We start from the raw sequence: 20,545 nt of genomic DNA, 5'->3' as shown, positions 1-20,545 counted from the left end.
CGACTGAGGTGCGGCGGCCAGCGCGACTGAGGTGCGGCGGCCAGCGCGACTGAGGTGCGGCGGTTCCAGGGCCTTCTCATCCCGCGCCGGTTGTCGGGGTAGCCGTGGCGGTGCCCGCGAGTCCGGCGGTGATCGCGAGAGATCGCCCGCGCCACATCCGGACCTCCCGCGACCGTCGCACCCGTTCGTCGGGTGGGATTTCGCCGCTTGCGCTTCCACGCTCAACGCCCGCGCTACGACCGGGTACGCGGTTCATCGGGGCTCTCCGGATTCCGCATGGGCGGCTCCGGCCGTGCGGATCATCCGGCCGTTCGAGCCGTTCGATCCGCGTGCGGTGGGCGGGCGGATGCGGCGGTGCGCGGCGTGCCGAGTCGGCGGGGCGTGCCCGCGTTCCGTGCGTGGCGGGCCGCTTCCGCTACGGTTGGGGCCGTGACCTATCGAGTCCTGGCTGACAGTGTCCTGTCCGGCAGTGCCGCCGACGTCCTGGCCTATATTCCCTCACCGCCGCGCGGTGTCTGGGATATCGGGCCGTTCCCGCTGCGTGCCTACGCGCTGTGCATCATCATCGGCATCGTCGCGGCCATCTGGCTCGGCGAGAAGCGGTGGCTGCGGCGTGGGGGAGAGGGCGGCACGGTCCTCGATGTGGCCATGTTCGCGGTGCCGTTCGGCCTCGTCGGCGGGCGGCTCTATCACGTGGCCACCGATTGGCAGAAGTACTTCGGGGAGAACGCCACGGGCGACTGGTGGGCGATCTGGGAGGGCGGCCTCGGGATCTGGGGTGCGGTGCTGCTCGGCGGCGTCGGCGCGTGGATCGCCTGTCGCGTCTATCGAATCTCCTTGCCCGCCTTCGGCGATGCCATCGCACCCGGCATTCTGCTGGCACAGGCCATCGGCCGCTTCGGCAACTGGTTCAACCAGGAGCTCTACGGCCGGGAGACCACGGTCCCGTGGGGCCTGGAGATCTACCTGCGCTTCGATTCCAACGGCCAGCTCGACATGATGGACGGCGTCTCCACCGGCGTGGTGGAGAAGGTCGTGCACCCCACCTTCCTCTACGAGATGGTGTGGAATCTGCTCGGCGTGGCCGCACTTCTCTACCTGGACAAGAAGTTCCGCATCGGCCACGGCCGCCTGTTCGCGCTCTACGTGGCGATCTACTGCTTCGGCCGCTTCTGGGTGGAGCTGCTGCGCGACGACGAGGCCACCCATATCGCGGGCATCCGCATCAATTCCTTCACCTCCGCGATCGTATTCTTCGGTGCGATAGCCTATTTCGTGCTCGCGACCAAGGGCCGCGAGACGGTGGAGCAGTTGCGCTCCAAGGAGGACCGCCCGTGGCCGTGGCAGCTGTCGAAGCTGCGCGCCTACGGTGCGGCCGGAGCCGCGGCGACCGCCGGGGATGGTGATACCGCCGCGGACGCCAGCGCCGGTGACGCCGCCGAGCCCGACAGTGTGACGCCGACGCAGGGCGAGGAGACCGAGACCACGGCGGCCGCAGACACCGAACCCGCGGATCGGGAGGCAGCTGTCAAGGAGGCCACGGACAAGGAGCCCGGTTCGGGATCCACGGTGACCGACGACAACGAAACCGGGTCCGCGGACGATAACCCATCCGAGACCGCGAAGTCGGAACCCACGCGGCCCGACCCCACCGAGCCCACCGAGCCCGAGCCAGCAGCGCCCACGACGGACCAGCCCGGCGAGACCGACCCCACCACAGCCCGACCCGATCCCACGAAGTCCGGTGACTCGGACGACACCAAGCCCTGACCCCCGCGCGGTATCGCAGTATCGATGAGGAGAACACCGTGACCGATCCCTATCAGCAGCAGCCCGGCCAAGGGCCGCAGTACGGTGCGCCGGGCACCGGTCCGGATCTGGGTAAAAGCGCCGATCCGTACGCCCAGCAGCACCAGCAGCCCTACGGCCAGTCGCAGCCGCAGTATCCGCAGCCCGGTTACGGTCAGCCCGGTTACCCGCAGCCGGGATACGGTCAGCCCGGCGGTTACCCGCCCGCGCAGTTCGGCCCGGGCGTCGATCCCGAAGCGCCGTACGGCCGCGATATCTACGGCACCCCGCTGTCGGACAAGCAGAAGCTCATCGCGGGCCTGCTGCAGATCTTCCTGGGCGGTTTCGGCATCGGCCGCTTCTATCTGGGCTACAACCAGATCGCCGTCTGGCAGATCGTGGTCACCGTGCTCACCTGCGGTATCGGCAGCATCTGGGGTCTGATCGACGGCATTCTGATTCTCATCGGCAAGGTGCCCGACCCCTACGGTCGTCCGCTGCGCGACTGATTCGTGCGCGACTGATCTCAGCGGACACGCGCCCCGGGCGGGCGGCATCGAACGCCGATGCCGCCCGCCCATCGTTATCATCTGCTCGTCGATCGCACCAGGTTTGCGCGCGCGGCAATCGTTGAGGTCCCGGACGGTCGGTTCCCGGCGTACCCTGTACCGGTTGTCTGTCGCGTGGCCTGTCCACGCTCGAGGAGAGGTTCACCGTGCGCCGTAAGTTGTTCGCCGCCGTACTCGCCATCGTCGCCGCCGCCGGGCTCACCGCCTGCGGTGGCAACGACGACGACCCGAACGTGCTGAAGGTCGGCACCGAGGGCACCTACTCCCCGTTCAGCTACCAACAGAACGGCGAACTCACCGGCTACGACGTCGAGGTCATCACCGCCGTCGCCGACAAGCTCGGCCGCTCCGTGGAATTCGTGCAGACCCCCTGGGACGCCATCTTCGCGGGCCTGGAATCCAAGCGCTTCGATCTGGTCGCCAACCAGGTGACCGCGAGCCCCGCCCGCGCCGAGAAGTACGCGCTGTCGCAGCCCTACACCGTCTCCGAGGGTGTCATCGTCACCCGCCAGGACACCACCGACATCGCCTCCCTCGCCGATCTGAACGGCAAGGTCTGCGCGCAGTCGACCACCTCCAACTGGTCGAAGGTGGCCGGTGACGCGGGCTGCAAGGTCGAGGGCGTGGAGGGCTTCGTGCAGGCCATCCAGTTGCTCAACACCCGCCGCGTGGACGCCACCGTCAACGACTCCCTGGCCGTGGCCGAGTACACCAAGCAGCACAGCACCAACGAGGTGCGGGTCGCGGGCAAGACCGGTGAGGTCTCCCAGCAGGTGTTCGCCGCCCGCAAGGATTCCCAGGAGCTCATCGACCAGGTGAATCAGGCCCTGGCGGAGTTGCGGGCCGACGGCACCCTGGCGCGGATCTCCGAGAAGTACTTCGGCGTCGACGTCTCCGAGTAGACGCCGCACCGAAGATGGATGCCGCCACCTGGGATCTCATTCGGCAGAACCTCTGGCCCATGCTGGAGGCCACCGTCACCAAGACGCTGCCGCTGACCGCCATCAGCTTCGTCATCGGGCTGGTGCTCGCGCTGTTCGTGGCGCTGGCGCGGATGTCGCCGGTCCGGCTGCTGTCCGCGCCGGCCCGGTTCTACATCTCGATCATTCGCGGTACGCCGCTGCTGGTGCAGCTGTTCATCGTGTTCTACGCGCTGCCCCAGCTGGATATCGTGATCGACCCGTTCCCGGCGGCGGTCATCGCGTTCAGCCTCAATGTGGGCGGGTACGCCGCCGAGGTGATCCGCGCGGCCATCCTGTCGGTGGCGCACGGGCAGTGGGAGGCGTCGTACGCGGTCGGCATGACCTATCCGCAGGCGCTGCGGATGATCATCCTGCCGCAGGCCGCCCGCATCGCGGTGCCGCCGCTGTCCAACACTCTCATCTCGCTGGTGAAGGACACCTCGCTGGCATCGACCATCCTGGTGACCGAACTGCTGCGCACCGCCCAGCTGGCGGCGGCCCCGACCTTCGACTTCTTCGCCCTCTACGGCGTGGCCGCGGTCTACTACTGGGTCATCTGCCTGATCCTCGGATTCGCGCAGTCCGGCCTGGAGACTCGTCTAGCGCGTCACGTCGCTCGCTGAGGGGTTGCTGGGCATTCCTCCAAGCGTGACGCGCGCCACGCTCGCTGTTCACCCGGCCGCCGCCCACTGTTGCGGTGTGCCCGGTGAGCGGGAGTGTGTGGGCAGGTCTAGGGTTGACGTGTGATGCGACGGACGAAAATTGTATGCACGCTCGGACCGGCGGTGTCGTCCGAGGAAAGGATTCGGGAACTCGTCGAGAGCGGAATGGATGTGGCGCGGCTGAACTTCAGCCACGGCGAGCACTCCGATCACGCCGAGAACTACAAGAAGGTGCGTCAGGCCAGCGACGATCTGGGCCGCGCGGTAGGTATTCTCGCCGATCTCCAGGGACCGAAGATCCGCCTCGGCCGGTTCGAAGGAGACGGGAAGACCTTCTGGGCGACCGGCGAGGTCGTCCGCATCACGGTCGACGATGTGGTGGGCACCCACGACCGGGTGTCGACCACCTACAAGGAACTGGCCGCGGACGCCAAGTCGGGCGACCGGCTGCTGGTCGACGACGGCAAGGTCGGGCTGACCGTGGACCACGTCGAGGGTAACGACGTGGTGTGCCGGGTGACCGAGGGCGGCCCGGTCTCCAACAACAAGGGCGTCTCGCTGCCGGGGATGGACGTCTCCGTCCCGGCGCTGTCCGAGAAGGACATCGACGACCTGGAATTCGCCCTCAAGCTGGGCGTGGACTTCATCGCGCTGTCCTTCGTGCGCTCGCCCTCGGATGTGGAGCTGGTGCACGACGTGATGGATCGCGTCGGCCGCCGCGTTCCGGTGATCGGCAAGCTGGAGAAGCCCGAGGCCATCGACAATCTCGAGGCCATCGTGCTCGCCTTCGACGCCATCATGGTGGCGCGCGGCGATCTGGGCGTGGAGCTGCCGCTCGAGCAGGTGCCGCTGGTGCAGAAACGGGCCATCCAGATGGCGCGCGAGAACGCCAAGCCGGTCATCGTGGCGACCCAGATGCTGGAGTCGATGATCTCCAATTCCCGGCCCACCCGCGCCGAGGCCTCCGATGTTGCCAATGCGGTGCTGGACGGTGCGGACGCGGTCATGCTCTCCGGTGAGACCTCCGTCGGCGCGTACCCGATCGAGGCCGTGCGCACCATGGCCCGCATCGTGCACGCGGTCGAGGGCGAGACCTCCAGCCGGGTGCCGCCGCTGACGCATGTGCCCCGCACCAAGCGCGGCGTCATCTCCTACGCCGCCCGCGATATCGGCGAGCGGCTCAATGCCAAGGCCCTGGTCGCCTTCACGCAGTCCGGTGACACGGTGCGCCGCCTGGCCCGCCTGCACACCCCGCTGCCGCTGCTGGCCTTCACCCCGCAGCCGGAGATCCGCAGCCAGCTGGCATTGACCTGGGGCACCGAAACCTTCATCGTGCCGCGGGTGGCCGATACCGACGAGATGATCCATCAGGTCGATCACGCGCTGCTGTCCATCGGGCGGTACAAGAAGGGCGATCTGGTGGTCATCGTGGCGGGTTCGCCGCCGGGAACCGTGGGCTCCACCAATATGATTCACGTTCACCGTATCGGCGAGGAGGATCACTGAGGTGAGTGCGTCACTGGGCGAGGAGATCGCGGAGCCGGGAGCGCTGTCCCGGGCCGCCGATCTGGAAGTGCTGCTGGAGCTGCTCGACCTCGAAGAGGCCGGGCCGGACATCTTCATCGGCCACCATCCGGAGAAGGTGTGGAGCCGCACCTTCGGCGGGCAGCTGGTCTCGCAGGCGATCATCGCCGCGGGCCGCACCGTTGGACCCGAACGCCCGGTGCACGCCGTCAACGCGCATTTCGTGCGCGGCGGCGATCCCAAGAAGCCGATCGAGTACCGGGTGGACCGCCACCGCGACGGGCGCGCCTTCGCCAACCGGACGGTGACCGCCTTCCAGGACGATCAGGAACTGTTCGTCATGCTGGCGGCTTTCCAGGACTGGGGCAAGGGCCTCGAGCACGGGGTGCCGCTGCCCGAGGTGCCCGATCCGGAGGGACTGCCGCGGATCGAGGAGACCTTCGCCGGACTCGAGGACCGGCTGGAGATGTTCGTCAACGCACCGCATCCCATCGATATGCGGTACACGAACGATCCGGCCTGGATCCTCAAGGGCACGGGGGAGAAGCTCAACCACAATCGGGTGTGGATGCGCACCGACGGGGCGCTACCCGACGATCCGCTGATTCACGTTGCGGCGCTGGCGTATTCGTCGGACACCACGGTGCTGGACTCGATCATCACCACGCACGGCCTGTCCTGGGGGCTGGACCGCATCATCGCGGCGACGGTGAACCACTCCATCTGGTTCCACCGTCCCTTCCGCTTCGACGACTGGGCGCTGTACGCCACGGAATCGCCGGTGGCCGCCGGATCGCGCGGGCTGGCGCGTGGGCACTTCTATTCGCGCGCCGGTGAACTGCTGGCCAGTACGGTGCAGGAGGGCGTGATCCGCCACTTCCCGGCGCGTCGCTGAGCCGCACGCCGACATGGCTTCGGGCCGTACCCCACGGGGTACGGCCCGTGTCGTTCCCGGCACCCCACGTGATTTCGCGGGCATCGACGAGACCTCGCGGGCATCGACGTGAACTCGCGGGCATCCGCATGACGTCGATACCCGCGACCTCGATCTCGCGGCGGTGGTCTCGCCCGGCGGCGTGCACCCGATGTTCAGAGGCGTTCGCGGTTTTCCTCGAGGTCGAAACTCTCGCGCTGGAGGGCGTGAATCACGTAGGGGAGCGGTTCATCCGCCGACAGCCCCAGCACCAGCCGCTGCTCCAGGCGGGCGATGGCCGCCTTGGTCAGCAGGCGGGCGTCGCCGACGAGGTTGAGCGCGATCTCGTAGGTGCGCCGCTCGCCGGGCTCCGCGTCGGGATGGTCCATCCGCCATTGCGTTTCGAGCAGGCGGTGGGTCGGATCGTCGGCTTCCACGGGTAGCGTGAACCGCCAGGCGAACAGATCGCGATCGGCCACATGCTCATCCACTACGCGGCAGACGGTGCCCACGACGCGGTCGAGGGTCTGCGGTGTCACGTAAACATGGAGCGAAACATCCGAAATGCGTTTCGGCATGTCCTTCAGTCCTGTTCTGGTGTCTAACCGGGTGGAGTATCCGCGGGGGGAGTGTAGCCCCTCAGCGGACGTTTCCGGCAGACAGGTCCATTGACACGCTGGTGTTCTGTTGTGAGTCTGCGCCTAGAACCGCGAAGAGGCAACCCTCACGGTCGATTCCGTGCCGGATCGCACCGGTTCTCCGGATGCCGCACCGGATTCGCGCGGTGCGCCCTCCGCGTGCCGGGCCGAGGAATCGCGACCGCCGGGGAGCAGGAGCAGGGCCGGTCGCGCCGCACCGGCCTCCTCGACGGCCGCGCGAGGGTGGATGGTCGCCTGCGGATGCTCATGCGCGTGCAGGGCGAACAGCAGCGGAACCAGCGCTTCGGCGATCCGATCGCCCACTTCGCAATACGCCTGCGGGGACAGCCCGACCGGATCGGCGATGTTCTCCCGGCCGACCAGCGCCAGATCGTTGCGGGCCTGATTGAGGGCCGCGACCGTGCGCGCCCCGCTCACCTTCGCGATCCGGTACGCCTCCAGCAGGGTGAAAGTATGTGGTGCGGCGGAGGGTTCGATCTCGCGCACCTTCTCCCGGATCTGCTCGGTCATGGCCAGGATCAGATCGGCGCGGCGCACCATCTCCGGCTTCAGTCGGCGCGCCTTGAAACCCTCGATATGGCCGCCCAGTCCGGCGATGGTCTCCGCGGCCAAGGGTTCCACCGGGAATCCGACCAGGGCGCGCACCCCGGCGCTCTCAGCGGTCAGATCGGACAGTCCGTGCTCGGCGGCGACGGCGAGCGTCAGTCGCTCCGCGATCACCGATCGGCAGACATTTCCGGAGCAGACGAACAGGACGTGCATGGCGGTAACCGTATTCGGCACTCACCACCGCTGGGAATGCTCCGGTGACCGAATCACACCGCTCGACCAGGATATTCATCCGCGCGTTCGGTGTCTGTCGCCCAGTGTTGGCGCACGCATTTCCGAGCGCACGCTGATCGCGGGGATGTCCGCGGCGGCGCTGGTCGGACTTGCGTGGCGGCCCTGTTGAATCTGTGCGCGGTGGTGGCAGTGGCGAATTTATGCGCGGGGCAGTGGTGGATCTGTGCGCGGGGCAGTGGTGGATCTGTGCACGGGCAGTGGTGAATCTGGCCGGTGGCTGTGGTGAATCTGTGCGGTGGCTGTGGTGAATCTGTGCGGTGGCTGTGGTGAATTTGTGCGCGGTGGCGCTGGTGAATTGTGCGCGGTGGCGCGGTGCGCGTGAACCGCGTGGCGGGCGATCACCGATAGTAGGTGTCCTCGTCGACCACGGGCGCGACGGTGGGGTCGGCCGCCTGGACGCGCCCGCGGGTGGAGAACATGCGCCCCCGCGCGGGGATGACGGGTGCGAACCGCGCCAGCCCCGTCGCCGGGGTCATATCGTCGTACACCGAATCGATGCCCCCGCGCGCGAAATACGCCTCGTGCCAGAAGCCGGTGCCGCCGGAGTCGCGCAGGAACGTCCGCCACCACTGCCGGTGCGGATCCGAGCGCGTCCACCGCTCCAGGCTCTCCAGATCCCGCCAGTACTGGCGCGCACCCCAGTGCGGCGGGAACAGCGACCAGACGATGTCCTCGTGGTGCAGCAGCCCGTCCGGCCGGTCCCGGTGTGAGCTGTACAGCTTGGGGCCGACCCCGAGCAGGCGCAGCATGCCCCGGGGCGTGCGCACCCGCATCCCGAGGTAGATCACCACCAGATCCGGATACTCCGACAGATCGACCGTCACCCTGTTGACACGCACGCGCGACCTCCGTGATGAGCCTGCTGCCCAGGGAATACGATACGCGCGCCGCGGCGGTTCACGCCGCGGTCGTGTCCGCGAGCGGCCGCTCCGGATCACACCATGGCCGCCGGGATGACCGTGGTGAGGCCGCCGTCGATCCGCAGATCCTGGCCGTTGATGTAGGCGGCCTCGTCGGAACCGAGGAAGGCGACGGCGGCGGCGATCTCGTCGGGGTCGCCGATCCGGCCCGCGGCGACCAGCGACGCGGCCGCCGCCTGCGCCTCGGGGGAGGCTTCGGCACGGAAGGCCGGGGTGTCGACATAGCCGGGGCTGATCGAGTTGACCCGGATCCCTCGGGGAGCCAGCTCCGCCGCGACGGTGCGGGCGAAGCTGTGGACCGCCGCCTTGGTGGCGGTGTAGAGGGCGGCGTCGGGTGCGCCGCGGTGCACGGCGAAGGAGGCGTTGATGACGACGGCGGCCCGATCGGACAGCAGTGGAAGCATCTGCTGCACCGTGAAGAACACCGATGTGAAGTTGGTGTCGACCACGCGCGCGAACTCCGCCTCGGTGACCTCGTCGATGGCCTGGAACGCGCCGATGCCCGCATTGGCGAAGACGAGGTCCACGCGGCCGAAGCGCTCGCGGATGGTGGCGGCCAAGGCGGTGAGATCAGCGAGATCGGCGGCATCGCCGGGGATCCCGAGCACCCGCCCGGCACGTTCGACGGCGTCATCCGGCAACTCGTCGCGCGCTTCGACGGCGTGACCCGCTCGTTGGCTGCCCGGTTCGGCGGCGTGACCCGCTCGTTGGCGGCGCGCTTCGACGGCGTGCCGCGTTCGCTGGTCGCCCGGTTCGGCGGCGTGGCCTGCTCCTCGGCCGTCGAGTTCGGCGACGACCGCGTCCAGGCGGGTCTGGTCGCGGCCGGTGATGATCACCCGCGCGCCCTCGGCGAGCAGGCGGCGCGCGGTGGCCAGCCCCATTCCGCTGGTGCCGCCGGTAATGAGCGCGATCTTGCCGTCGTAGCGAAAACTGTTGTGCGTCATGGCTTCAGCGTGCGCGGCGGTGCGCGGCGGATACAGTGCGGAGTTATCGTAGGCGTGGCACCACCCGGCTGGTGGGCAGCGACGGGTGCCGAACCACCTGCCGGTGCGGGTTTCTTCGCAAGCGATGAACAGCCACGCCTCACGCTCGGCGGGGCAGCCGCATCGATGAGCAGCACACCGGGCGTATGGATCTCGATCCTGGCGGACCCGGCCTGATACCAGCCTCGAATGGCTGACGGACCGTCCCGCCAATCGACATCGCCGGGCCACCGCGTGCGTGATCGGCGCCGCACAGCGGGCATCGCGACCACCGGTATCGGATCTACCGGTCGGCGAGGTGCGGGTGCAGTGCTTCCAGACGCGCGGCGGTAGCGGTGCCCGGTCGCGGGTCGTAGAGGATGAGCGACCAGTCCGGGCGGTCGGTGACGGTGAGCGTGGTGGCGTCGAAGAACAGGTCACCGGCCTCGGGATGCCGCATGGCGTTCACGGCCTGCACCGGCATCCCGACCTCATGGCGGTCCCAGAGTGCGACGAATTCGGGGCTGGCCGTGCGTAATTCGGTGATCACCCGGTCGAAGGCGGGGTCGCCCGGGAAGTGCGCGGCGTCGGCGCGGTAGGCGGCCACCACGGCGGGCGCGGCATCGGCCCACACCTCGGGCACGGCCCGATAGCGCGGGTTGGTGAAGAAGGTCCGCAGGCAATTGTGCGCTCGGTCATCGAAACCGAACACCGTCCGTGCGGACTCGTTGTACGCCAGCACATTCCAGGCCCGGTCCCGCAGTACCGCGGGCCGCCATCCCCAGGCATCGAGCAGCTGGCGCACCGCCGGGGTCAACGCACCCTCGGTGCGCCCGGCCATCGGTGGCGGATTCAACCCCGCCAGCAGATACAGATGCGCCCGCTCCACCTCGTTCAGCAGCAGCGCCCCGGCGATCGCGTCCAGCACCTCACCCGACACCGTGATATCCCGCCCCTGCTCGAGCCACGTATACCAGGACACCCCCACCCCGGCCCGCACCGCGACCTCCTCCCGCCGCAATCCCGGCGTCCGCCGCCGCCCCACCACCGGCATGCCGATATCGCGCGGCGTCAATCGTTCCCGCCGACTCCGCAAGAACTCCCGCAGCTGCTCCCGCCGCCGCTCGGATGCACTGATCACAACTCACGCCAACAACGAGCACCCACCACGCCATCCCGGCGTCACTCGCGGTCAACCGCCCGCCCCGCAATTCCTGCCCTACGATGCCCAGGACTGCGCGGCCGCCGTCGATACTGCTGGCTCGGGCTCGGCTGGCTCAGTCTCAGCGCCGCGACGCCTGCTCGCCCCCACCGCTGTCCACGCTCGTCACCGACACGGCGACGGCCGCACTCGGCGCGACTCCGGACGTGTACTTTCCGTCTCGAACTCCGGTGGTTGTGCAGCGTGCGGTATCGACTCGTGCTGCGCCGCGCGCCGAGCCTTCTCCTAGAGCACGTGTTGTGTCGTCTCGGTATGCGGTGTCCGCGCGGTGTGCGGTGTCCGCGCGGTGTGCGGTGTCGGCGCGTGGTCCGCCGCGTGCCGAGCTTCCCCGGCCAGGAGTTCCTGCCGCGTTGTCTCGGCCTCCCGACCCGGTGCGGCCGCCTCGGTCTCCGGGCGTGCTGCCGGTCCGGCGTCCGGCGTGCGCGGGTGTGCCTCGGCTGTCGCCGTCTCCGGTATCGCCGAGGGTTCGGCCGCGACGGCTGTCGGCGGGGGTGCGTTGGGCGCGGACCGAGGTGTCCCGGGTTCGGCGGCCGAGTCATGGTCGGTCCGCGGTGGCTCGAGGCTGTCGGCGGTCTCCGCCGTGGCGGCGTCCTCGGCCCGGCTGCGGGAGATCACCCCTTCCAGTTCCTCCACCAGGGTGATCAATTCGGCGCGCAGCCCAGCGACCTCGGCAGCGAGTTCGTCACGGGCGGCCTCCCGCTCGACGAGGTTGGCGCGCAGGGTGTCGATGGTGTCGTTCATGGCGGCCAGCTGGCGGTCGGCTCCGCGTAGCCGCCATTCCACGATGGCGTGGCGGCCCACCGCGCCGCTCGCGTTCTCCACCCACTCCACCACGTAGTCGAGCCACGCGGGCTGCTTGGGCATCTTCTCGTGCTCGTCCCAGCCCTTGCGCAGGGCTGACTTGGGGGAGAGCACCCGCTCACCGGCTGGCGTGTTCAGCTGTACGTGGCTGATCTTCCCGGCGCTGGTGACCACGACGGTGAGGCGGTAGCGCCCCACCAGATGCATGCGCAGCTCCGCCGCCCCGCGCCCATCGGCGTCCATGGCCCCGAGCCACGGCCCGTCGGCCGCGTCGATGATCGACTCGAGCACCCCGAGTTGTCCGACGCCGCGCCGCAGCCGCGTCGCCCGCTTGCGTAGGTCCTCGACCGTGTCGGTCATCTGATCCCAGTGCATATCGCCTTTCGGTGTCCAACGACTGTCCCGCTGCGGTCGCACCTCGAACGGCCGCCCGCGTGTGCCCGTGCCCTTTCCTGCCGAATATATCGGCGCGTGCCGCCGCCCCCACGCAGGCGGCCGGGTGTCGGCGGCAGGCACCGCTGCGTCCACCTCCGCGTCTCCGTGGCGCGCGCGGCGCGTACGCGGTCCAGCGGCTGGCCGGTGCGGCCGGGATGACCTGGTCGGGTTCCACGATGTCGCCACAGCGGTGGCGCGGCGGCGCGTGGCCGAATACGGTTGTGGCAGGGGCGAATCCGCCCACCACGGTTTCGTACCGGGGGAATCGGTAATGTCGAGCTGGTGAGTAGCTGGGTGCGTAGCAAATTCCGGAAGGTCGGCCGATTCGATCGAACGATCGAGGGTGCCGTGGCGCAGTTGCCCGCGTCGAGAATGGACAGCGGTTTGCTGCGGCTGACCAACAGCGCCAACTACAGCATGCTGTGGTTCGGCATCGCGGCCCTGCTGGCCACCCGCAAGGGGTCACCCCGTCGCGCGGCCATGCGCGGCGTGGCCTCGGTGGCCGGGGCCAGCTTCACCGTCAACGTCGGCCTGAAGACACTCATCGCCCGCCGCCGACCGGCCGCCGAGGTGCTGCCGGTGCACCGGCGGCTGGTGCCCGCTCCGACATCCTCGTCCTTCCCGTCCGGCCACGCCGCCTGTGCGGCGGCCTTCGCCACCGCCGTCGCGCTGGAGAGCCCCCGCACCGCGCTGGCGGTCGCGCCGCTGGCCGCCACCGTCGCCTATTCGCGGGTGCACACGGGCGTGCACTGGGGCTCCGATGTGCTGGTCGGCGCGGCGGTCGGCTCCGGCATCGCCCTGGCCACCCGGCGCTGGTGGCCGGTGCGGGAATCCGACGAGGCGCTGGCCCGCCCGGTGCGGGAGGCTCCCGTGCTGGTGGAGGGCAAGGGCCTCGTCGTCATGGTGAACCCGGTCTCCGGCGACCCCAACTACGATCCGACCGACGACATCCGCGCCGCGCTGCCCGCCGCCACCGTCCTGCGCACCCAGCGCGACCTGGATGCCGCCGAGCAGCTCACCCGCGCCATCGCCGACGCCGCGGAGCCGGTGCTGGCGGTGGGCGTCGCCGGTGGCGACGGCACGGTCGCCTCGGTGGCCGCCGTCGCGCTTCGCCACGAACTGCCGCTGGTGGTGATCCCCACCGGCACCCTCAATCACTTCGCCCGGGACCTCGGCGTGTACGACCTGCGCGAGGTCATCGACGCGACCGGGGTGGGTGAGGCGGTCGCCGTCGATATCGCCAGCGTCGAGTACGAAGCCGAGGGCGGGACGCACACCCGCCATCTCATCAACACCTCCAGCATCGGCACCTATCCCGAACTGGTGCGGCTGCGCGAGCGGTGGCAGCACCGCTGGGGCAAATGGCCCGCCTTCGCGGCGGCCCTGGTGGTGACGCTGCGCCGCGCCCAACCCATCGAGATCTGCCTGGACGGCCGCTGGCAGCGGGTGTGGTTCCTGTTCGTCGGCAACGGCCCGTATCACCCGCACGGCGCGGTGCCCGCCTTCCGCGACCGCCTCGACTCCGGCCTGCTCGACGTGCGCTGGCTGCGCGCCGACCTGCGCTGGTCGCGGGCACGGGCGGTGGTGGCGCTGCTGCTGGGAGCCATCGGCCACAGTCGGGTCTACGGCGAACGTCAGCTGCCGGAACTGCTGGTGCAGCTGCCCGCCCCGGAGGCCCTCGCCACCGACGGGGAGGTCATCGGCGACACCACCCACCTGCGCTACGCCATCGCGGGCGAGCTCGCCGTGTACCGTCGCGACGAGTCGAATCCGTTGTGGGCCAACCGCTATCGCCCGCATCACCGCCGTGCTCCCTGGCTGCTCGACGCCTTCCGCCCGCGCCGTCCGAGCTGAGCGTCGCCAGAGGTTCAGGCCGCCGGGGGGCGAGTTCAGCCGAACCAGATGCCGCGCGGCACCACCCGCACGAAGCTGGTCGCGCCGTCGGGGATCTTCCCCTCGGGGTCGCTGCATCCGATGGTCAGTTCACCGGGTGTCGCGCCGACCGTCCACAGCGGTACCCAGGTCGCGCCCTGTGCGCCCTGCTCGGGTTCGGCGTCGGCGGGCGGGGGCAGCAGTTCGAGCTCCTCGCCGGACGCGCTGGTCGCGGTGCACCGCAGCGCGGACCTGTCCCACTCCTGGAGCCCCTTGATATCGAGGACGGCGTCGGCGGGCATGATCACGACCTTGGTCTGACCCAGCGGAATGCGTTCCGCACCGGTCGCTTCACCGGGATCGTCGTTGCCGGTGGCGGTCGGCACTGTCGTGGTGGTTGTGGAGGTCGTGCCGGTCGGCGAGGAGTTCGTCTTCGCGTCGTCGCTGGCGCAACCGGCTGCCGCGACGACGGGCAACAGGCTGGCGATCATGAGGAACTTCGAGGTCCGGCGCATCCATACCTCCTGCTCGGGTTGGGAGATTCGTACGCATGGTGCCATCTCGCTCGGAATAGTTTCCGGTACCGAGAGTAGTGAATCGCTAATTCTCGGCGAATGTGGCCGTGGGTGGGCGACGCGAGCGGAGTCGACCGGTCACGCGGTGTGGCGTCCGACGAGATCGCCGTCCTTCCAGACCTCGCGCACCAGCGCCACCCCGGGCCGGTAGGCGAGGTGCAGATAGGACGGGGCATCCAGGGCGAGCGCATCGGCGCGGGCGCCGATGCTCAATCGTCCGATATCGGTGCGGCGCAGCGCCATCGCGCCACCCAGGGTGGCCGCCCACACCGCCTCCTCGGGGCTCATCTTCATCTCCCGCACCGCCAGCGCGATACAGAACGGCAGGCTGGTGGTGTAGCTGGTGCCGGGATTGCAGTCCGCGCCCAGCGCCACCGTCACATCGGCGTCGAGCAGGGCGCGGGCGTCGGGATAGGCGTTGCGGGTGCAGAAGTCGGCTCCCGGCAACAATGTCGCCACTGTCGAACTGCTCGCGAGCGCGTCGATATCCGCATCGGTCACATAGGTGACGTGGTCCACCGACGCGGCCCCCATCTCGACGGCCAGGCGCACTCCCGGTCCGGTGCCGAGTTGATTGCCGTGCACCCGCGGTACCAGCCCGTGTGCCACGCCGGCCCGGAGCACCGCGCGCGACTGCTCCTCGTCGAACGCGCCGCGCTCACAGAACACGTCGATCCAGGTGGCGTGCGGTGCAACGGTTTCGATCATCTCATCGCACACCATGGTGACGTAGTCGTCGGCCCGGCCCGCGTATTCCGGCGGGGGAACGTGGGCGGCGAGCAGGGTCACCTCCTCGGTGAACCGTCCCGCCACCAGTGCGCCGCGCAGTTCGTCACGGGTGGTCTGGCCGTAACCGGTCTTGCATTCGACGGTGGTGCTGCCCGAACGCAGTGCCTCGGCCATCAGTCGCCGCACCGTGTTCTCCAGCTGGGTGTCGTCGGCGGCGCGGGTGGCCTCGATGGTGGTGCGGATACCGCCCGCCGTGTACGGCGTCCCGGTCATGCGCGCCGCGAACTCCTCGGCCCGGTCCCCGGCGAACACCAGGTGCGAGTGGCTCTCCACGAAGCCGGGCAGCAGTGCTCGCCCGCCGAGATCCACCCCGAGGTCGGCGGTGGGCGCGGCGGCGCTGTCGCCCACCCAGCTCACCCGACCGTCGGCGAAGGCGATGGCCGCATCGCGGCGCACCCCGAGTGGTCCCGCGCCGAGTTCCGGATCATTGGTGACGAGCGTCCCGATGTTCGAGACGACGAACGATGTCACGGTGAATTCCTTTCCGCCTCGAGCGAGATGCCCGCGCCGCGCTGCCCACGCCTCCGGTGTGGTCGAGCGTCCCATGCCGATCTCACCGCCGTGGGCGATCGGCACCCGCGACGCGCCGGAAGCGGTGCCGTCCAGTTGTATATTCCTGTATATACAGCCGTCAAGGGCTGTGGTGTGGCCGGTAGGCTGCGGGGCCGGAGCAATGGATGGGCGAGGAGCGGTTGGGCGGTATGGCGGCGGTCGACGGCGAACTCGCCGCGCTGTTCGAACGGTCGGGCGGCGAGGCGGTGCCCGCCTATGAGCGCGTCAAGAACCTGGTGTCCGCGCAGATCCGCTCGGGCCGCTGGGTGGAGGGTGATCAGGTGCCGTCGGAACATCAGCTCGTCGCCGCCACCGGCCTGTCCCGCATGACCGTCAACCGTGCCCTGCGCGAACTCGCCGCCGAGGGCCTGATCGTGCGTACGGCGGGAGTGGGCACCTTCGTCGGCGGCGCCAAGGCGTCGTCACCCCTGTTCGAGGTCCGCAATATCGCCGACGACATCGCCCGACGCGGCCACCGCCACCGCACCGAGGTGATCCTGGTCCGCGCCGAGACCATCGACGCCGACCACACCCACCTGCGAGATTCCCTCGGTGCCACAGCGTTTCACTCCATCCTCGTCCACTATGAGGGCAGCGCACCGATCCAACTGGAGGACCGCTACGTCAACCCCGCCGCCGCCCCCGACTACCTGGCCCAGGACTTCACCGCCACCACCCCCAACGACTACCTCAGCCGCGTGGCCCCACTGATCCGCGGTGAGCACATAGTCGAAGCCGTCCTGGCAACACCGGACGAATGCCGCCACCTCGATATCACCCCCACCGAACCCTGCCTGCTCATCCGCCGCCGCACCTGGTCCGCCACCGGCCTCGTAAGCGTCGCCCGCCTCCTCCACCCAGGCTCCCGCAACCGCCTCGAAGGAGTATTCGGGCGCTGAATCACCCTGCCCGGCGGTCGGATTCGCTTACCAGGTGTTTGACCATGATGGTCATGGGCGGTGTCGGCCCCGGCGTCGTGCGGCCGACCGCCCGCCAACCCCACCGCAGATAGGTGTCATGCGCCGGTGCCGCGGGATTCGCACAGAGCGAGGCGTAGGTCTCGGTGCGCGCCGTGAGCAGGGTGTCCATCAGCGCGCGGCCGAGACCGGTTCCCCGGTAGTCGGCGAGCACCGCCCATTCCATGACAGCGAACGTCGGCACGTCGGATAGCTCTACGGGCGGTGGTTCGACCGCATCCGACCACCATCGCCCCGCCGCCATGCGGTATCCGTATGCCATTCCCACCAATTCGCCGCTGTCGACACCGACGACGAGTTCGAAACCTGGCTCATCGAGTTCATCGGTCAGCCACCGTCGAAACCGTTGCGCCGCGTCGGGGCGCTCTCGATACGGTGGTTCGGCGAAGACCGTTGCGTACAGGCGCACCATGGCGTCGAGGTGGGCGACGGCATCCTCTCTGCCGCCTTTGAAGACTTCTGCGGCCAGTCCTCTTGTCTCGCTGTGTCTATGCATACGTTCAGTGTGAGATACATGGGGAGGCTGCGGTATTGCGTGCGCGATGGACGTCGTCTGCGGAGAAGGGTGGTGGAGATCAAGAGATTTCAGGTGTGGTGGCGTCGGGTGCCTTTCCTGGCTTTCGCTGACGCCGGGTGGGGTGCCGTGAGCTGGGTTCCGGCCGACGGACTGGCTGTGGTCCCGTTTCGAGATGTGTGGAGTGCCGGGGCGGCGGGTGGGTGTCGTGCGGTGGGATGGTTTCGACGCGAGGCGCGCGGTCGGATACCCGGATGTGTCTCGAGCCCTGTGGGGGTGTCCCGGACTCGATGCGGGTGGTGGATTGCCGCGGACGTGGTGGGATGGTTCCGGTGCGATGAGGCGCCTCGGAGACTGTGTCGATGCCGGTGTAGCGGGACTTCGCTCGGGTCACGGCGAATGCCCCCGTGCGGCACGGGTTTTCGCCGTGCCGGGGGTCGATACCGTGGTGTGATTGTCGAATCGGGTCGTGCGGGGGCGGTGCTATTCGCGGGCGCGGTGGGGTTCGCGGGCGCGGTGGGGTTCGCGAGGGCGACGGGCTTCGTGGGTGTGGCCGGATTCGTGGTGCTGGGATTTGCGGCCGTGGCGGGATCCGCTGTGGTTCGGTTCGTGGTGGTGAGGCTCGCGCGCGGGGCGGGATTCTTGGTTGTGGCGGGATGCGCTCGTGCGGTCGGCCAGTAGTCGGGCGCGGCGGCGTTGCACACTCTCGGCCAGTACTTGTTCGGGGTGATGGAACCGATTCACCCGCGCCCGCCGTCGCGGATCCACCGAGACCGGTGGACAGAACGCCGTCCGCCCGGCATCCGCACTCCCCGCCGGGAGGCGGTGGGTGGCCCACCCGGTCGGATCCTCGGGGTCGGCGGTGATCTGCGCGTGATGGGCATCGCAGACCAGGGTGAGGTTGTCGATATCGGTGGGACCGTGCGCGGCCCACGGGATCAGGTGGTGCATCGCGCACACGGTCGCGGGTGCGGAGCAGTCGGGGTGGGTGCAGCCGCGGTCGCGGGCGATGGCGGCCAACCGCTGCCACGACGACGCGATCCGCGCACCCTCCCCCAAATACAGGGGCTTGCCCGCGGTGTCGTCGAAGAGCAGCAGCAGCGGGATCGAGCCCTGCGCCATCCGCCACGCTTCCCGCACCGGGATTGTCGTCCCCGACGCCGCCCGTGCCACCCCCGCACCCCGCAGCAGGTCGGTGACCGACATCGTCAGCACGATCGACACCGGCAGGCCACGATGCGAACCCAGGTTGTCCGGGCCGGAGGCACTGAGGAACGCTTTCAACGCGTCGTGGCGCCGCTGCGCCGGAGTGCGCACATCACGCCCGACGGCGGCCGCGAACCGCACCGGGTCGAACCCGTCGGTGTCGTGCGTCCCCATCTGGGGGCTGTCGGGGTCGTCGGGCATGCACATGCCCGGGCGTGCCCATTTCGCGAACACGGTGTCGACCATGGCGCGCAGTTCGGGATCGAAACACGCGTGGAACGGGCTCATCCCGTCCAGGCGTTGTTCCCCGAAGGTGGCTGCCCGCAGGCGGGCGCGGTCCTTGGCGGTGGTGAGTGTCCCGTCGGGGTCGAGGTAGCCCAGGATGCGGTCACCGACCTTGCCCACCATCTCCGGCGTCCCGGTCCGGGCGGCGTCGGCGAGGTGTTCCTCGGCGACCGCCCGGTGTTCGGTATCGACCGCGTCGGGGATGCGGTCCATCACCCGCATCACCGCCCGCGCGTGATCCCCCGAGATCGCCCCCGCGGCCTGCGCAGCCGCCGTGGCGGGCAGACGGGGTTCGCACGGCTCGCCGTAGGCGCTGGTCATCGCTCCCAGTTGCGCGGCGGTCTTCACGCGGGCGACGGCGTCGGCTTTGGCCAGGCGCAGGGTTTCCACCAGGTACCGGTACAGCCCGACCGATCCGGTGGTGGTCCACAACTGTCGGTCGTTGATCTCGACCACGTGCCGATGCCCGACCGTTTCGAGGCGACGGCGGCATGCTTCCAGTCCTTGCACGCGGGCGGCGAATGCGGTGTCGGTGAATCCGGTCAGGTCCTCGGCCAGCAGTGCGTCGATCGCGGTCGCCAGTGCGGCGAGCGCGGGATCGCGCTGCTGGATTTCCCCCTCCGAATTCATGCAGCTATTCTACCGCGAAACCTATTGCGGCAGAACAGAAAACATCATCTGAACCGCACATCTTCACATGCCTTTTGTCCGCTATAGCCCCGTCTCATTCCCCATTCTCGAGATAGATCGGAAACCTGCCCGAGTCGAAAACTCGAACCGTCGCTCTGATCCGCCGTACCAGCCGCGGCACCGTATATCGCTCCAGATCCGGAAGTCGCACGTAACGAGCCTCGGCCAACTCGCCATCGGGAAATCGCAACCGAGCGACATCCACACCATCGAGTTCGGGCGCCGCGAAGAGGAAGAGCAGCTTGTCACCCGCCCTGTCCGGCGCCCAATCCACCGCCGCGAAACGCAAGTCGCGCACGGTGATTCCCAACTCCTCCCGGATTTCCCGGCGGCAGGCGTCCAGGGGAGACTCACCGATCTCGACATATCCACCGGGGATATCCCAGTGGTCCTTGTAAGTGGGCCGCACCAGCAGTACCGACGACTCCCGCACGATGACCGCCCCGGCGGCAACGCGCGGAGCCGCCATGCGCGAAACCGGCTCGGTGCTCATGCGTGGCCATGGTATCGGCGCCCCTGGGCATTGGCGTCCGTTCAGGCCCCGTCGGCTGGCGCTGCTGTTCTGCGCCACAACCGGATCGTGACCGCGATGGCCGACACCATCAATGCGATCCCGCCGACGGAGCCGACCAGTAGCAGCCAAGTCCAGCGCGGTTCGCGTTCCTCGAACTCGTAGGAGAGCGCGTTGGTCCACACATAGAGCAGAACGCCCATACATGCGAAATAGGCTCCGAGAAGCACCGCGACAGCGGCGGTGAGAGCGAGCGCGACTCTACGAATGGCGGTCTTTCGCCGTGCTGTCATTTCAATGTCCCCGGTTGGTTG

At 69.0% G+C, this 20,545-nt stretch carries 20 protein-coding genes; 8 read left to right on the top strand and 12 right to left on the bottom strand.

Going from position 1 to position 20,545, the window contains the following annotated elements; translation table 11 throughout:
• Positions 1-429 precede the first annotated feature (429 nt).
• The 6 genes from lgt (at position 430) to QJS31_RS30025 (ending at position 6,400) form a co-directional block, all read left to right on the top strand.
• A complete protein-coding gene (gene lgt, locus QJS31_RS30050; RefSeq protein WP_306358275.1) occupies positions 430-1,770 on the top strand; it encodes a prolipoprotein diacylglyceryl transferase in 1,341 nt (446 codons plus the stop codon).
• A gap of 38 nt (positions 1,771-1,808) precedes the next feature.
• Positions 1,809-2,297 (top strand): NINE protein, encoded by a 489-nt coding sequence (locus QJS31_RS30045; RefSeq protein WP_306358274.1) that lies wholly within the window; start codon positions 1,809-1,811, stop codon positions 2,295-2,297.
• 206 nt (positions 2,298-2,503) lie between these two features.
• Complete coding sequence (locus QJS31_RS30040) at positions 2,504-3,259, top strand: amino acid ABC transporter substrate-binding protein (RefSeq protein ID WP_282785547.1); 756 nt, start codon at positions 2,504-2,506, stop codon at positions 3,257-3,259.
• Positions 3,260-3,273: 14 nt separating this feature from the next.
• Positions 3,274-3,942 (top strand): amino acid ABC transporter permease, encoded by a 669-nt coding sequence (locus tag QJS31_RS30035; RefSeq protein WP_029929080.1) that lies wholly within the window; start codon positions 3,274-3,276, stop codon positions 3,940-3,942.
• Positions 3,943-4,062: 120 nt separating this feature from the next.
• Positions 4,063-5,487 carry a pyruvate kinase gene (pyk, locus tag QJS31_RS30030; RefSeq protein WP_172544850.1) on the top strand — a complete coding sequence of 475 codons (1,425 nt, stop codon included), beginning with the start codon at positions 4,063-4,065 and terminating at the stop codon, positions 5,485-5,487.
• Position 5,488: 1 nt separating this feature from the next.
• The gene (locus QJS31_RS30025) at positions 5,489-6,400 is read left to right on the top strand and encodes an acyl-CoA thioesterase II (RefSeq protein ID WP_244961812.1); all 912 of its coding nucleotides are present in this window, start codon (positions 5,489-5,491) and stop codon (positions 6,398-6,400) included.
• A 194-nt stretch (positions 6,401-6,594) separates the two neighbouring features.
• On the opposite strand, the gene QJS31_RS30020 is transcribed toward QJS31_RS30025, so the two are convergent.
• The 6 genes from QJS31_RS30020 to QJS31_RS29995 all read right to left on the bottom strand — a co-directional run bounded on the left by QJS31_RS30020 (position 6,595) and on the right by QJS31_RS29995 (position 12,185).
• Entirely contained in the window at positions 6,595-6,957 is a 363-nt protein-coding gene (locus QJS31_RS30020) for a hypothetical protein (RefSeq protein ID WP_282778207.1), read from the bottom strand.
• 162 nt (positions 6,958-7,119) lie between these two features.
• Positions 7,120-7,839, bottom strand: coding sequence for a low molecular weight phosphatase family protein (locus QJS31_RS30015; RefSeq protein WP_282778206.1), 720 nt, complete (start codon positions 7,837-7,839; stop codon positions 7,120-7,122).
• A 419-nt stretch (positions 7,840-8,258) separates the two neighbouring features.
• On the bottom strand, positions 8,259-8,759 hold the full coding sequence (locus QJS31_RS30010; RefSeq protein ID WP_282778205.1) for a monooxygenase family protein: 501 nt from the start codon (positions 8,757-8,759) through the stop codon (positions 8,259-8,261).
• A 95-nt stretch (positions 8,760-8,854) separates the two neighbouring features.
• Complete coding sequence (locus tag QJS31_RS30005; RefSeq protein ID WP_282778203.1) at positions 8,855-9,784, bottom strand: SDR family oxidoreductase; 930 nt, start codon at positions 9,782-9,784, stop codon at positions 8,855-8,857.
• 322 nt (positions 9,785-10,106) lie between these two features.
• Complete coding sequence (locus QJS31_RS30000) at positions 10,107-10,943, bottom strand: helix-turn-helix transcriptional regulator (RefSeq protein ID WP_282778201.1); 837 nt, start codon at positions 10,941-10,943, stop codon at positions 10,107-10,109.
• 306 nt (positions 10,944-11,249) lie between these two features.
• Positions 11,250-12,185 carry a hypothetical protein gene (locus QJS31_RS29995; protein ID WP_282778199.1) on the bottom strand — a complete coding sequence of 312 codons (936 nt, stop codon included), beginning with the start codon at positions 12,183-12,185 and terminating at the stop codon, positions 11,250-11,252.
• 357 nt (positions 12,186-12,542) lie between these two features.
• Here QJS31_RS29995 and QJS31_RS29990 point away from each other — a divergent pair, with 357 nt between their 5' ends.
• Complete coding sequence (locus QJS31_RS29990) at positions 12,543-14,114, top strand: bifunctional phosphatase PAP2/diacylglycerol kinase family protein (protein ID WP_282778197.1); 1,572 nt, start codon at positions 12,543-12,545, stop codon at positions 14,112-14,114.
• Between the two features lie 35 nt (positions 14,115-14,149).
• Here the strand turns inward: QJS31_RS29990 and QJS31_RS29985 are convergent, their stop codons facing one another.
• Both QJS31_RS29985 and hutI read right to left on the bottom strand, forming a co-directional pair.
• Complete coding sequence (locus QJS31_RS29985) at positions 14,150-14,647, bottom strand: hypothetical protein (RefSeq protein ID WP_282778195.1); 498 nt, start codon at positions 14,645-14,647, stop codon at positions 14,150-14,152.
• 138 nt (positions 14,648-14,785) lie between these two features.
• Positions 14,786-15,967 carry an imidazolonepropionase gene (hutI, locus tag QJS31_RS29980; protein WP_306358273.1) on the bottom strand — a complete coding sequence of 394 codons (1,182 nt, stop codon included), beginning with the start codon at positions 15,965-15,967 and terminating at the stop codon, positions 14,786-14,788.
• Positions 15,968-16,173: 206 nt separating this feature from the next.
• Between hutI and hutC the strand changes: the two genes are divergently transcribed.
• On the top strand, positions 16,174-16,947 hold the full coding sequence (gene hutC, locus QJS31_RS29975; RefSeq protein WP_282778191.1) for a histidine utilization repressor: 774 nt from the start codon (positions 16,174-16,176) through the stop codon (positions 16,945-16,947).
• Position 16,948: 1 nt separating this feature from the next.
• Here hutC and QJS31_RS29970 read toward each other — a convergent pair whose 3' ends face one another.
• From QJS31_RS29970 to QJS31_RS29955, 4 genes are all read right to left on the bottom strand, one after another.
• Positions 16,949-17,521, bottom strand: coding sequence for a GNAT family N-acetyltransferase (locus tag QJS31_RS29970; protein ID WP_282778190.1), 573 nt, complete (start codon positions 17,519-17,521; stop codon positions 16,949-16,951).
• Positions 17,522-18,022: 501 nt separating this feature from the next.
• On the bottom strand, positions 18,023-19,660 hold the full coding sequence (locus QJS31_RS29965) for an HNH endonuclease signature motif containing protein (RefSeq protein ID WP_306358272.1): 1,638 nt from the start codon (positions 19,658-19,660) through the stop codon (positions 18,023-18,025).
• A gap of 94 nt (positions 19,661-19,754) precedes the next feature.
• The gene (locus QJS31_RS29960; protein WP_282785447.1) at positions 19,755-20,213 is read right to left on the bottom strand and encodes an NUDIX hydrolase; all 459 of its coding nucleotides are present in this window, start codon (positions 20,211-20,213) and stop codon (positions 19,755-19,757) included.
• Positions 20,214-20,254: 41 nt separating this feature from the next.
• A complete protein-coding gene (locus QJS31_RS29955) occupies positions 20,255-20,434 on the bottom strand; it encodes a hypothetical protein (protein ID WP_282785448.1) in 180 nt (59 codons plus the stop codon).
• Positions 20,435-20,545 lie beyond the last annotated feature (111 nt).

The sequence above is a fragment of the Nocardia sp. CC213A genome (assembly GCF_030766805.1).
GTDB classification, from domain to species: domain Bacteria; phylum Actinomycetota; class Actinomycetes; order Mycobacteriales; family Mycobacteriaceae; genus Nocardia; species Nocardia otitidiscaviarum.
This window is presented reverse-complemented; position numbering and strand designations above follow the sequence as displayed.

Bases quoted from the DNA above. Each gene is read 5' to 3' on its own strand.
- QJS31_RS29970 (WP_282778190.1), bottom strand. From the start codon at position 17,521: ATGCATAGACACAGCGAGACAAGAGGACTGGCCGCAGAAGTCTTCAAA.
- QJS31_RS29960 (WP_282785447.1), bottom strand. From the start codon at position 20,213: ATGAGCACCGAGCCGGTTTCGCGCATGGCGGCTCCGCGCGTTGCCGCC.
- hutC (WP_282778191.1), top strand. From the start codon at position 16,174: ATGGGCGAGGAGCGGTTGGGCGGTATGGCGGCGGTCGACGGCGAACTC.
- QJS31_RS29955 (WP_282785448.1), bottom strand. From the start codon at position 20,434: ATGGGCGTTCTGCTCTATGTGTGGACCAACGCGCTCTCCTACGAGTTC.
- QJS31_RS30015 (WP_282778206.1), bottom strand. From the start codon at position 7,839: ATGCACGTCCTGTTCGTCTGCTCCGGAAATGTCTGCCGATCGGTGATC.
- QJS31_RS29965 (WP_306358272.1), bottom strand. From the start codon at position 19,660: ATGAATTCGGAGGGGGAAATCCAGCAGCGCGATCCCGCGCTCGCCGCA.
- QJS31_RS30035 (WP_029929080.1), top strand. From the start codon at position 3,274: ATGGATGCCGCCACCTGGGATCTCATTCGGCAGAACCTCTGGCCCATG.
- QJS31_RS29985 (WP_282778195.1), bottom strand. From the start codon at position 14,647: ATGCGCCGGACCTCGAAGTTCCTCATGATCGCCAGCCTGTTGCCCGTC.
- QJS31_RS30005 (WP_282778203.1), bottom strand. From the start codon at position 9,784: ATGACGCACAACAGTTTTCGCTACGACGGCAAGATCGCGCTCATTACC.
- QJS31_RS29995 (WP_282778199.1), bottom strand. From the start codon at position 12,185: ATGACCGACACGGTCGAGGACCTACGCAAGCGGGCGACGCGGCTGCGG.